Here is a 12,339-nt window from a genome sequence, read left to right on the forward strand (position 1 = left end):
GAGTGTGATGGGAACAACAGATACGCGCGCACCGACGCCGGGCAGGAGCGCGGTGCTGCTGGCACTGCGCCACTACGGCAGGGAACTGCTGCGACTGCGCCGGCTGACCCTGCCCGCCCTGCTGCTGCCCGCCGTCGGCAACATCGGCATCCGCTACGTCGCGCCCCTGCTCATCGCCAAACTGGCCGGGCAGGCGGCCGGCGACCACGGTCTCACCCTCGCGTCGGCACTGCCGTACGTGCTGGGTTTCGGCGTGACACTGCTGCTCGCCGAGGCCGTGTGGCGGATCGGGCAGCACTGTCTCAACCGGGTGGACGCCCTCGGCATGGAACACCTGTACGTCACCGGTATGGATGAACTCCTCGCCAAGGACGCGGCGTTCTTCCACGACAACTTCGCCGGGTCCCTGACCAAACGGGTGCTCAGCTTCGGCAAGCGCTTCGAGGACTTCGTCGACACGCTGACGTACCGGATCGTGGGCAGCCTCGTCCCCCTGCTGTTCGGCGCCGTGGTGCTCTGGCGCTACGAACCCATGCTCGTCGTCGGCCTGCTGGTGATGATCGGGCTGACCGTGGTGGCCGCGACGCCGCTGATCCGGCGCCGGCAGGCGCTCGTCAACGACCGGGAGGCGGCGATCGCCCGGGTCTCCGGGCACGTCGCCGACAGCCTGACCAACATGGAGACCATCCGGGCCTTCGCGGCGGAGCGCCGGGAGGCCGACGAACACCGCCGCCGGGTCGCGGACTCCCGGCGCCTGACCCTCAAGTCGTGGGACTACGGCAATCTGCGCGTCGACGTCCTGGTCGCCCCGATGTCCGTGCTGACCAACGTGCTGGGCCTGTTCGTCGCCATCGCCCTCGGCGGCCCGGACCTCGGGGTGGAGGGGATCGTGGTCGCCTTCACCTACTACTCCAACGCCACCCAGATCATGTTCGAGTTCAACCAGATCTACCGGCGGCTGGAGAACTCCATGACCGAGGCCGCGCAGTTCACCGAACTGCTCCTGGACCCGCCCACGGTGCTCGACGCGGCGGCCCCCGAACCGCTCGCGCCGCGCGGCACCGGCATCCGCTTCGAGGCGGTGACCTTCGCGCACGCCGGTGCGAAGCCGATCTTCGAGGGCCTGGACCTGGACGTGCCCGGCGGGGCGCGGATCGGCCTGGTCGGCAGATCCGGCGGCGGCAAGACCACCCTCACCCGGCTGCTGCTGCGGATGTCCGACCTCGACGGCGGACGCATCCTGATCGGCGGCCAGGACATCAGCGCGCTGCGCCAGACCGACCTGCGCTCACTGATCGCCTACGTGCCCCAGGAACCCGCCATGTTCCACCGCAGCCTGCGCGACAACATCGCCTTCGCCCGGCCCGGCGCCACCGACGCGGAGATCCGGGCGGCGGCACAGGCCGCGCACGTCACGGAGTTCGCCGACCAGCTCCCCGACGGCTTCGCCACCCTGGTGGGGGAGCGGGGCGTGAAACTCTCCGGCGGCCAGCGCCAGCGGGTCGCCCTCGCCCGCGCCATCCTGCGCGACGCCCCGGTCCTGCTGCTCGACGAGGCGACCAGCGCGCTGGACTCGGAGAGCGAGATCCTGGTCCAGGACGCCCTGTGGCGGCTGATGGAGGGACGTACGGCCCTTGTCGTCGCCCACCGGCTGAGCACGGTCGCGGGCATGGACCGGCTCGTCGTCCTGGACCGCGGCCGGGTGATCGAGCAGGGCAGCCACCAGGAACTGCTCGCCGCGGACGGCGCCTACGCCAAGCTGTGGCAGCACCAGTCCGGCGGTTTCCTCGCGGAGAGCGACGAGCCGGCCCCGGGGCCGGCCTCCCCGGCGGACGGCCTCCCCGGACTGCCGGGCCCGGCCGGCCCGCCCGCGCCCGCGCCGGACCGGTCCGCCGCCACGAGGCCGTAGCCACGAGTGCGTAGCCTGCCGCCGCCGGCCCCGGACCGTCCGGTCCGGGACCGGCGGCGGACGCCGGTCAGTCGCCCGGCCCCGGGTCCGGGTGGACCGGGGCGGCGAGGCCCGCGCGGGCCGCCTCCAACTGGGCGGCGAACGCGATGCCGAAGAACAGGGCCACCGCGGTGAGGTTGGCCCACAGCAGCAGGGCGACGAACGCGGTCAGCGGCCCGTACAGGGCGCCGAAGGAACCGCTCTCCTCGACGTACAGCGCCAGCAGCCAGGTCGCCGTCACCCACAGGAGGATCTGGAGGGCGGAGCCAAGGGCCAGCCAGGTGTAGCCGGGCTGCACCCGGCGGGGCGACCAGCGGAAGATCACCGCGGAGGCGATCCAGGCCAGCGCCAGTCCGGCCGGCACCTCCAGCACGCTCCACCAGCCCGGCACGCCGCCCGTCCGGCCGGTGGCCCGCACCACCGCGTCCCCCACCGCCTCGCCCGCCACCAGGACGACGAACCCGAGCACCATCGGCATCCCGGCGGTGACCGCGAGGGCGAGCGCGCGGGCGTACTTGCGGGGGAGCGGCCGGTCGCGTTCGATGCCGTAGATGCGGTTGGCGCCGCGTTCGATCTGGCCCATGGCCGAGGCGAGGTTCAGCAGCGCGAAGCCCAGCCCCAGCCAGAGGGCGAGCGTGCTCCACGCGCCGCCGTGGGCGCTGAGCCGGGTCCGCTCGAAGGCGTCCGCGACGACGTCGCCGCTGGCGCCCGGCACGATCCGGCCCAGGGTCAGTTCGACGACGCGGCCCACCGTCTCGGTGTGCGCGCCGGTCGCGAGGCCCACCAGGGCGACCGTGAACGGCACCAGTCCGAGCACCACCTGGAAGGCGAGCGCCCGCGCGTTGGTGAAGCCGTCCGCGTAGCGGAAGCGCGCGAAGGAATCGGTCAGCAGCCGCAGGCCGCCGTAGTGCCGCAGCGCGGTGAACGCTTCGTCGCCCGACAATTCCTCCCCCCGCATGTCCCTGGTCTGCGGGACGTGTACGGCCGTGCCCACGGCGCCCACCCCTTCTCGCGGCGGACCCTGCGGGCGGCCGCGTGACGTGTTCCGGTCCGTCCCGACTGCCCGCGTTCGGCCCGGTCATCCCGGGCCCCGGACCGCGGGCCGGGGCCCGGGCCGGACCGGCCTACGCCGCTGCCTCGTCGGGCGGGAACGGCGCCGGGTAGGGCTCGGCGAAGTCGGCCGAGCGGCTGACGTTCGCCCAGGCGGCGGCCTGCGCGAGCTGCCGCCGGGAGTACGCCGTCGCCATGTCCACCGCGTTGACGCCCAGCAGCAGATGGGACGGCGGCACCTTTCGCCCGGCCGCCTCGACCACGATCTCCGCGGCCCGTCGCGGATCACCGGCGGCCCCGGCGTCGCTCTGCCGCATCCGGCGGTTCATCAGGCCGACCGTCTCCTCGTACGCGGCGGGCACCGGCCGCACCGTCATAGACGCCCCGGCCCAGTCGGTGGCGAAACCGCTGGGCTCGACGACCATGACCCGTACCCCGAACGGCGCGGTCTCCACCGCCAGCACCCGGCTGAAGCCGTCGACGGCGAACTTGGCCGCCTGGTACGAGGCGATGCCGGGCGACCCGCCCACCCGGCCGCCGACCGAGGAGACCTGCACGACCGTCCCGCCGCGCTGGGCGCGCAGCACCGGGAGGGCCGCCCTGGTGACGTGGTAGACGCCCCAGAAGTTCGTCTCGAACTGGGTACGGAAGTCGTCGTCGTCCGTGGTCTCCACCGGTGACACGTTCGCGTACCCGGCGTTGTTGACCAGGACGTCGATCCGTCCGAACCGGTCGGCCGCCGCCGCCACGGCGGCCCGCGCGCCCGCGGCGTCGGTGACGTCCAGGGCGACCGGCAGGACCCGCTCGCCGTACCGCCGCACCAGGTCGCCGAGCTGCTCCGGGCGCCGCGCCGTGGCCACGACCAGGTGCCCCGCGTCGAGCGCGGCGGTGACCAGGGCCCGGCCGAGGCCGCGCGAGGACCCGGTGACGAACCAGACCTGCCCCTGGGGCGGCCTGCCTTCGTACTGCTGACGTTGTTCCATGGCAGTTAGTAAAACATCGTTGCGTTATTAGCGCAACGCCATTGCCTTACGATGGCCGCATGACCGCGTCCGGATTCCAGCGCGCCCGCAGCCCGCGGGCCAAGCGGCAGCGCGAGGCCGCGATCCTCGAAGCGGCCCGCGCGCTCGGTGCGCAGCGGGGCATCCGCGAGATCACGCTCACCGACATCGCCGCCGCCGTCGGCATGCACAAGTCGGCGCTGCTGCGCTACTTCGAGACCCGCGAGCAGATCTTCCTCGGGCTCACCGCCGAGGGCTGGCGGGACTGGTCCGCCGACCTGTGCGAGCGCCTGCGGACGACACCGGCGGACCGGGCGCCCGAGGCCGTCGCCGAGGCGTTCGCCACCACGCTGACGGCGCGGCCGCTCTTCTGCGACCTGCTGGCCCAGGCGCCCCTCAACCTCGAACGGAACGTGTCGGTGGAGTCGGTGCGCGCCTTCAAGCTCGTCACCCTGGAGGAGGTCGAGCGCATCGGCGCGCACCTGGACAGGCTGCTCGGGCTGACCGAGGAGCAGGCCGTCGACACCATCGCCACGGCCACCGGCATGGCGGGCGCCCTGTGGCAGATGGCGACCCCGGGCCCGCACATCCAGGAGCTCTACCGGAGCGATCCGCGCCTCGCGCACGCCGTCGTGCAGGTCGGACCGCGGCTGTGCCGCGTGCTCACCGCCCTCCTGCGGGGTTTCACCGACCGGTGAAGGCCGGCGGCGGTCCGCCGGGGGCCCCTTTGAGAGGCGGCGAGTGACACCAGGGCCGGGAAGCGGCGTGACAGCCGGGCGCGGTCCTGACCAAGAACGTGGTGGCGGGCGCTCACCCGCCGGTGCCGTCGGCCTCGAGCGCCTTGCCGGCCGGTTCCGCGGGGGCGCCGGCGGCCGGGCCGGCCGGCTCCTGACCGGTCCGCCTGCCGAGCAGCCAGGTCAGCAACGGGCCCGCCATCGCGGTCGTCACCACGGCCATGACCACCATCAGCGAGTACAGGTCCTGCCCGATGAAGCCCAGTTGGAGCCCCACGTTCAGGACGATGAGCTCGGTGAGGCCGCGGGTGTTCATCAGCGTGGCCAGCGCGGCGGACTGCCGTACCGGCATCCGGCTCAGCCGGGCCGCGGCGTACGCGCCGGCGAACTTCCCGCCCACGGCCACCAGCAGGATCAGCGCCAGGTCGCCCAGCCCGCCCACGCCGACCCCGGACAGGTCCACCTGAAGGCCGGCGACCAGGAAGAACACCGGCAGCAGCAGGGTGCCGCTCATCTGCCCGAGCCGGTCGTGCACCTCGTGCCTCAGCTGCTGGGTGCCGGCGCGCGGCAGGACCACACCGAACAGGAACGCGCCGAAGATGTAGTGCAGGCCCAGCCACTCGGTGGCGGCGGCGGACAGCAGCAGGCCGACGAGGACACCGGCGAACACGGTCGGGGTGAGGCCGAGTCCGGTACCGCGGGCGGCCAGCCGGCGCAGCACGGGCCGCAGGACGAACAGCATGGCGAGCAGGTAGGGGACGGCGAGCAGGATCCGCCACTGGTCGGGGCCCGCGGCGCCGCTGACCGCGACGACGGCGGCCAGCAGCGACCAGGCGAGGACGTCGTCGATCGAGGCGCAGGCCAGCGCCACCACGCCCAGCGGCGTACGGACCATGCCCCGGTCGGTGAGGATCCGGGCCAGCACCGGGAACGCGGTGATGGACATCGAGATGCCCATGAAGAGCATGAACGCGGTCCGGTCACCCGTGCCGTGGTCGTCCAGCAGATAGAGGCCGAGGGCCGCGCCCAGGCCGAAGGGCAGCACGATCGAACTGACGGAGACGGCGGGGGCGACGGCGCCGCTGCCCCGGATCAGCGCCGCGTCCCAGTCCAGGCCGACGACGAACATGAAGACGGCGACCCCGACCGCGGCCAGCGCGCTGAGCAGCGGGCGGGTGGAGTCGGGGAAGAGCGCGTCCGAGAGCGTCCCGTGGAAGAGGGTCGGGCCGAGCAGGATGCCGGCCAGGACCTCGCCGATCACCGGGGGCTGGCCCAGGCGCCGGGCCAGCGCGCCGAGCAGCCGGGCCAGCAGCACCATGAGGGCGAGGCCGACGAGCAGCGAGGTGGTCTGTTCGGTTGTCATACGGTCCGTCTCCGTCCGTCCGGCGCGGTCCGCGAGGGCGCAGGGGGTCCCAGGAAAGGGGATTCCGCCGCCGCGCCCAGATCATCGCGATTGGCCGGAAAAGGCCGCGCATACGTCCGGGCGACGCTGTTGACGGCTATGCGGACGTTCGGATAGCGCGACCCTCGGCCTGGTCCTCGCCGCCCCCTCCCGGGGTTCCGGTCCCCGCCGGCTGTCGGCCGAGAAGATCCCCCGGCCCGGTCGGCGCGTCGCCCCGCACCGCACCCGGCGAATCCGCCGGCCTCCGTCAGAATCGCGGCGCGGGAGCCCGCTCCTCCACGATGGCCGCCGCCTCCGCCTCGCTCTGCACCGACGGCGGCGAGCCCTCCAGCGGCTGTCGCGCGGTCTCCTTCATGCAGGCCACCGCCACCACCCCGACCAGGGCCGCCGCCATCGCGTAGTACGCCGGCATCATCTCCGAGCCGGTCGCGCCGATCAGCGCGGTGATGACCAGCGGCGTGGTGCCGCCGAACAGCGACGTCGACAGGTTGTAGCCGACCGACAGGGAGCCGTAGCGCACCGAGGTGGGGAACATCGCCGGCAGCGCCGCCGACATCGTGCCCAGCAGACAGACCAGCGACAGGCCGAGCATCAGCATCCCGGCCGAGACGGCGACCAGACCGCCCTGCCGCACCAGCAGGAACGCCGGGGCGGACAGCACGAAGAAGCCCACCATGCCGGTCATCAGCACCGGCTTGCGGCCGTACCGGTCGGAGATCCGCCCCACCTGGTTGATGATCAGCATCAGCACGACCATGGTGACGACGAGGATCAGCAGCCCGTGCGTCTCGCTGTAGTGCAGCTCGTCCGAGAGATACGTCGGCATGTACGACAGCAGCATGTAGTCGGTGACGTTGTAGGCGCCGACCAGGGCGACGCACAGCACCAGCATCCGCCAGTGCTGCCGGAAGATCTTCGCGAGGTCGCCCCGGGCGGTGGTCTCCACCGCGTTCGCCGCGTCCGAGACGTGCACGTTCCCCTGCTCCAGCTTCAGGAAGGCGGGGGTGTCGTCCAGCCGCATCCGCAGATAGAGGCCGACGACCCCGAGCGGTCCGGCGACCAGGAACGGGATGCGCCAGCCCCAGGCGTCCATCGTGTCCGTGCCGAGCCCCGCGGTGAGCGCGGTCACCAAGGACGCCGCGCCGGTGTACCCGGCCAGCGTGCCCAGCTCCAGGAAGCTGCCGAAGAAGCCGCGCCGCTTGTCGGGGGCGTACTCCGCGATGAACGTGGACGCGCCGCCGTACTCGCCGCCGGTGGAGAAGCCCTGGAGCAGCCGGAACAGGATCAGCAGCAGCGGCGACCAGAAACCGACCGCGGCGTACGTCGGCAGCAGCCCGATCGCGCAGGTGCCGATCGCCATCAGGATCATCGTCAGCGCGAGGACCTTCTTGCGGCCGATCTTGTCGCCCATCGGCCCGAACACCATGCCGCCGACCGGCCGCACCAGGAAGGCGACGGCGAACGTGGCGAAGGAGGACAGCAACTGCGCGGTGTCGCTGCCGGACGGGAAGAAGACCCGGCCGATGGTGCCGGCCAGATACGCGTAGATGCCGAAGTCGAACCACTCCATGGCGTTGCCGAGCGCGGCGGCCTTCACCGCCCGCTTGACCGCCCGCTCGTCCGTCACCGTGATGTCCGACCGGCGCAGCCGGGGGTGCTGCCTGCGTCTGATGGCACGGAAGAGGGCCGGGTGACGCTTGACCGCCGCTGAATCGGGCACGGGCCCGTTGTCGGTGGAAGACGTGGCTGCGTTCCTTTCCAGGGGCATACCGCTCCAAACACGGAACTTATGCTTGTACACATGCTTTCCAACAGCACCTGCCACAAAATGCCGGGCTCACTCGTACGGGTCGGTGTCGGATGGGTCACCGAGTAGGCTGCGGGACATGCGGATCGCTGTTTCCTCGGACATGGACGAACCCGTCGCCCGGCTCCTGGTGGAGGAGTTGCGCGGCCGGGGCCACGAGGTGCTGCCGCACGGCGCGCTGCGCCCCGGGGCCGACCCGCAGTGGGCGGCGTGCTCGGAGCGGGCGGCGCGCGAGGTCGCCGCGGGCAGCGCCGACCAGGCGGTGGTGTGCTGCTGGACCGGCACCGGCGCGTCGATCGCCGCGAACAAGGTGCCGGGGGTGCGCGCGGCCCTGTGCGCGGACGCGTACACGGCGGACGGCGCCCGCCGCTGGAACGACGCCAACGTCCTGGCCCTCAGCCTGCGGCTGACCTCGGGCCCGCTGCTGACGGAGATCCTCGACGCCTGGTTCGCGGCCGAGCCCAGCGAGGACGCCGAGGACCGGGCGGGCATCGCACACGTCGAGAACATGGACGTCCGGCCCTAGGCTGTCAGCACCTTCTCCAGCGCCCCCAGCGCCTGCCGGAGTTCTTCCTCCGTGATCGTCAGCGGCGGTGCCAGCCGGATCGTCGAGCCGTGGGTGTCCTTGACCAGGACCCCCTCCCGCATCAGCCGCTCGCTGATCTCGCGGCCGGTGCCCAGTGCCGGATCCACGTCGACGCCCGCCCACAGCCCCCGCGCGCGGAAGTCCACCACGCCCCGCCCGACCAGCGCCGCCAGCCCGTCCCGCAGCACTGCGCCCAGCTCGGCCGCCCGGCGCTGGTACTCGCCCGTCTCCAGCAGTTCCACCACCGCCGTGCCGACCGCCGCGGCCAGCGGATTGCCGCCGAAGGTCGAACCGTGCTCGCCGGGACGCAGCACCCCGAGCACCTCCCGCCGCCCCGCCACCGCCGACACCGGCACGATCCCGCCGCCCAGCGCCTTGCCGAGCAGCACCAGGTCCGGGACCACCGCCTCGTGCCGCACGGCCAGCGTGTGCCCGGTGCGGCCCAGCCCCGACTGGATCTCGTCGGCGACGAAGAGGCAACCCGCCCGCCGGGTCACCTCCCGCACCCCGGCCAGATAGCCGTCGTCCGGGATCAGCACCCCCGCCTCGCCCTGGACCGGCTCGATCAGCACCGCCGCCGTCGTCTCGTCGACCGCCGCCCGAAGCGCCGCCAGGTCGTTGTACGGCACGATCCGGAACCCGGGCGTGAACGGCCCGAACCCGGCCCGCGCCGTCTCGTCCGTGGAGAAGCTGACGATCGTCGTCGTACGGCCGTGGAAGTTGTCCGCCGCGACCACGATGGTCGCCTTGTCGGCCGGCACGCCCTTCACCTCGTAGGCCCACTTGCGGGCCACCTTGATGCCGCTCTCCACCGCCTCCGCGCCGGTGTTCATCGGCAGCACCATGTCCATGCCGGTCAGCGCGGCCAGCCGCTCGGCGAACAGGGCGAGCCGGTCGTTGTGGAAGGCGCGCGAGGTGAGGGTGAGCCGGTCCAGCTGGCGGTGCGCGGCCGCGACCAGCGCCGGGTGGCGGTGGCCGAAGTTCAGCGCCGAGTAGCCGGCCAGCAGGTCAAGGTAGCGGCGGCCCTCGACGTCCTCCATCCAGACGCCCTCGGCGCGGGCGACGACCACCGGCAGCGGATGGTAGTTGTGCGCGAGCACCGGCTGTTCCGCGCGGATCAGCTCGGCGGACGTACGGGGGTGCGCGGTCGTGGTCATGAGCGGATCTCCTGAGTGACGCACTTGATGCCGCCGCCCGCCTTGTGGAACTCGGACAGGTCGACGGGGACAGGGACATGGCCGCGCTCGGCGAGCCGGCCGGCGAGGGCGGTCGCCCCCGGCGAGAGGAACACATGCCGTCCGTCGGACACGGAGTTGAGGCCGAACGCCAGCGCGTCCTCGCGGGTCGCGAGCACCGCGTCCGGGTAGAGCCGGGCGAGCACCTCCCGGCTGCCCGGACTGAACGCCCCCGGGTAGTACGCCACGTTCTCCTCGTCGAGGACGAACAGCGCCGTGTCCAGGTGGTAGAAGTACGGGTCCACCAGCGTCAGCGAGATCACCGGCACCCCGAAGAACTCCTGCGCCTCCCGGTGCGCCTCGGGCGCCGTACGGAACCCCGTGCCGGCCAGGATCCACCGCCCGGCCGGCGTCAGATCGCCCTCGCCCTCGCACACCGACTCCGGATGCCGCACGTCGTAACCCTGCGCCTTGAACCACGCCTCGTACGGCAGCGACTCGGCGCGCCGCTCGGGCGCCAGGAAGCGGGAGCCGAGCACCCGGCCGCCGACCACCACCGCCGCGTTCGCCGCGAACACCATGTCGGGCAGGCCGGGCACCGGCGCGATCAGGTCGACGGTGTGGCCGCGGCGGCGGTACGCGTCGACCAGCGCCTGCCACTGGTCCAGGGCGCGCAGCACGTCCACCGGCCGGTCGGTGCGCATCCACGGATTGATCGCGTACCGCACCGCGAAGTGCCGGGGCTCGCAGACCAGGAAACGCCGCCTGCGCGGCACACGGGATTCGGGCACGGCGGTGCTCCTCCGCTTCGCTCACCGGGTGTGACGGGATGTGTCACCACGGTAAGAAAAGACCGAGACGCCCGACAAGCAACGAAAGCTGCGTGTTCGCGCAGCAATCATGCGTCGTCCAGCCGTTCAGCGCAGTTCCGCTGCGCGCCCCGCGACCGGCTCCACGACCGGCTCCGGCACCGGATGGCTGGCCCCGGCCTCCGGACTCTCCGGGATCAGGTGCGACAGCACCAGCACACTGATCGTCTTCCGGATGAACGGTTCCACCCTGATCCGCTCCAGCACCTCCTCGAAGTGCTCCACGTCCCGCGCCCGCACATGCAGCAACGCGTCCGCGCCCCCGGTCACCGTCATCGCCGCGGTGATCTCCGGATGGTTGCGCACCACCTCCGCCAGCCGCCGCGGCGGCGCCGCCCCCTCGCAGTACACCTCCACGTACGCCTCCGTCCGCCAGCCCAGCGCGGACGGCCGCACGGTGGCCGTGAACCCGGTGATCACACCGGTCTCGCGCAGCCGGTCCACCCGGCGCTTGACCGCCGTCGCGGACAGCCCGATCTCCGCGCCGATCTCGGCGAAGGACGACCGGGCGTTGGCCATCAGCGCGGTCACGATCTTCCGGTCCAGCTCGTCGAAGGAGGTCGGCCTGCTGTTCATGCGGGCACTGTATCCATCGCATACGTCCACGTCGGGCCCGTGTTCACCGGTACGGATCGCCCCTAGACTCCACGTCCATGCTGCGCGCCCTCGCCGTCGACGACGAACGGCCCTCGCTGGAAGAGCTGGTGTACCTGCTGGGCGCCGACCCGCGGATCGCGACCGTCCAGGGCGCCGGCGACGCCACCGAGGCGCTGCGCCGCGTCAACCGCGCCCTGGAGTCGGGCCCCGACGGGCCGGACGCCCTGGACGTCGTCTTCCTCGACATCCAGATGCCCGGCCTGGACGGCCTGGACCTGGCCCGGCTGCTCACCGGCTTCGCCCGGCCCCCGCTGGTCGTGTTCGTCACCGCACACGAGGACTTCGCCGTGCAGGCGTTCGACCTCAAGGCCGTCGACTACGTCCTCAAACCCGTCCGCCGCGAACGCCTCGCCGAGGCCGTTCGCCGCGCCGCCGACCTGTCCGGCACCCTGCCGCGCATCCCGGTCCACGAACCCGACTCCGGCCACATCACCGTCGAACTCGGCGGCGTCACCCGCTTCGTCGCCGTCGACGACATCACCCACGTCGAGGCCCGCGGCGACTACGCCCGTCTGCACACCGGACAGGGCAGCCACCTGGTGCGCATCCCGCTGTCCACCCTGGAGGACCGCTGGCGCTCCCGCGGCTTCGTCCGCATCCACCGTCGCCACCTCGTCGCGCTGCGCCACATCGGCGAACTCCGGCTGGACGCCGGCACGGTCAGTGTCCTGGTCGGCGGCGAGGAGCTCCAGGTCAGCCGCCGCCACGCCCGGGAACTGCGCGACCTGCTGATGAGGAGGACCTGAACCGTGCCCCAGGACCCGGCCGAGCGCCGCGTCACCGTCACCGGCCCGCCCCGCCGCACCCGGCGGACCCCGGGCTACTACCGCCCGCGCACCGAGATCGACGAGCAGACCACCCTCGGCCACACCTACGTCCGCTCCCTGATGCGCACCCAACTGCGCGCCGCCCTCACCGTCTTCGCCGTCCTGGTGCTGCTCGTCGGCCCGCTCCCGCTGCTGTTCGCCGCGCTGCCGGACGCCCGCCGGCTGGAGTGGGCGGTCCTCGGCTTCGCCCTGTACGCCCCGCTGGTCCTGCTGGCCCGCTGGTACGTGCGCCGCGCCGAACGCAACGAACGCGACTTCGTCCGCCTGGTCGAGGACCGCTAGA

At 72.7% G+C, this 12,339-nt stretch carries 12 protein-coding genes; 5 read left to right on the forward strand and 7 right to left on the reverse strand.

Annotated elements, in window-relative coordinates:
* Window positions 1-7 precede the first annotated feature (7 nt).
* Window positions 8-1,909 (forward strand): ABC transporter ATP-binding protein, encoded by a 1,902-nt coding sequence (locus tag ACTT8P_RS17130; protein ID WP_442832511.1) that lies wholly within the window; start codon window positions 8-10, stop codon window positions 1,907-1,909.
* A gap of 67 nt (window positions 1,910-1,976) precedes the next feature.
* Here the strand turns inward: ACTT8P_RS17130 and ACTT8P_RS17135 are convergent, their stop codons facing one another.
* Together ACTT8P_RS17135 and ACTT8P_RS17140 are read right to left on the reverse strand one after the other, a co-directional pair.
* A complete protein-coding gene (locus ACTT8P_RS17135) occupies window positions 1,977-2,942 on the reverse strand; it encodes a YihY/virulence factor BrkB family protein (protein WP_442832512.1) in 966 nt (321 codons plus the stop codon).
* 130 nt (window positions 2,943-3,072) lie between these two features.
* Window positions 3,073-3,981, reverse strand: coding sequence for an SDR family NAD(P)-dependent oxidoreductase (locus ACTT8P_RS17140; RefSeq protein ID WP_442832513.1), 909 nt, complete (start codon window positions 3,979-3,981; stop codon window positions 3,073-3,075).
* Window positions 3,982-4,040: 59 nt separating this feature from the next.
* Between ACTT8P_RS17140 and ACTT8P_RS17145 the strand changes: the two genes are divergently transcribed.
* On the forward strand, window positions 4,041-4,697 hold the full coding sequence (locus tag ACTT8P_RS17145) for a TetR family transcriptional regulator (protein ID WP_442832514.1): 657 nt from the start codon (window positions 4,041-4,043) through the stop codon (window positions 4,695-4,697).
* 112 nt (window positions 4,698-4,809) lie between these two features.
* Here ACTT8P_RS17145 and ACTT8P_RS17150 read toward each other — a convergent pair whose 3' ends face one another.
* Both ACTT8P_RS17150 and ACTT8P_RS17155 read right to left on the reverse strand, forming a co-directional pair.
* On the reverse strand, window positions 4,810-6,096 hold the full coding sequence (locus tag ACTT8P_RS17150) for a cation:proton antiporter domain-containing protein (protein ID WP_442832515.1): 1,287 nt from the start codon (window positions 6,094-6,096) through the stop codon (window positions 4,810-4,812).
* A gap of 286 nt (window positions 6,097-6,382) precedes the next feature.
* Entirely contained in the window at window positions 6,383-7,903 is a 1,521-nt protein-coding gene (locus ACTT8P_RS17155) for an MFS transporter (protein WP_442832516.1), read from the reverse strand.
* A 118-nt stretch (window positions 7,904-8,021) separates the two neighbouring features.
* On the opposite strand from ACTT8P_RS17155, the gene ACTT8P_RS17160 reads away from it, so the two are divergent.
* On the forward strand, window positions 8,022-8,468 hold the full coding sequence (locus ACTT8P_RS17160) for an RpiB/LacA/LacB family sugar-phosphate isomerase (protein WP_442832517.1): 447 nt from the start codon (window positions 8,022-8,024) through the stop codon (window positions 8,466-8,468).
* Here ACTT8P_RS17160 and rocD read toward each other — a convergent pair.
* The 3 genes from rocD to ACTT8P_RS17175 all read right to left on the reverse strand — a co-directional run bounded on the left by rocD (window position 8,465) and on the right by ACTT8P_RS17175 (window position 11,148).
* Window positions 8,465-9,685 (reverse strand): ornithine--oxo-acid transaminase, encoded by a 1,221-nt coding sequence (gene rocD / locus ACTT8P_RS17165; protein ID WP_442832518.1) that lies wholly within the window; start codon window positions 9,683-9,685, stop codon window positions 8,465-8,467. The genes ACTT8P_RS17160 and rocD overlap by 4 nt on opposite strands.
* Window positions 9,682-10,494 carry a dimethylargininase gene (ddaH, locus tag ACTT8P_RS17170; protein WP_442832519.1) on the reverse strand — a complete coding sequence of 271 codons (813 nt, stop codon included), beginning with the start codon at window positions 10,492-10,494 and terminating at the stop codon, window positions 9,682-9,684. The genes rocD and ddaH overlap by 4 nt, the downstream gene beginning before the upstream one ends.
* Window positions 10,495-10,620: 126 nt before the next feature.
* Window positions 10,621-11,148, reverse strand: a complete 528-nt coding sequence (locus ACTT8P_RS17175; RefSeq protein WP_442832520.1) for an Lrp/AsnC family transcriptional regulator — start codon at window positions 11,146-11,148, stop codon at window positions 10,621-10,623.
* Between the two features lie 77 nt (window positions 11,149-11,225).
* On the opposite strand from ACTT8P_RS17175, the gene ACTT8P_RS17180 reads away from it, so the two are divergent.
* Entirely contained in the window at window positions 11,226-11,975 is a 750-nt protein-coding gene (locus ACTT8P_RS17180) for a LytR/AlgR family response regulator transcription factor (RefSeq protein WP_442832521.1), read from the forward strand.
* A gap of 3 nt (window positions 11,976-11,978) precedes the next feature.
* Window positions 11,979-12,338: a hypothetical protein gene (locus ACTT8P_RS17185; RefSeq protein WP_442832522.1), complete on the forward strand. Its 360-nt coding sequence runs from the start codon at window positions 11,979-11,981 to the stop codon at window positions 12,336-12,338.
* Window position 12,339 lies beyond the last annotated feature (1 nt).

It is taken from the genome of Streptomyces sp. JW3 (genome assembly GCF_052216785.1).
Classification (GTDB): domain Bacteria; phylum Actinomycetota; class Actinomycetes; order Streptomycetales; family Streptomycetaceae; genus Streptomyces.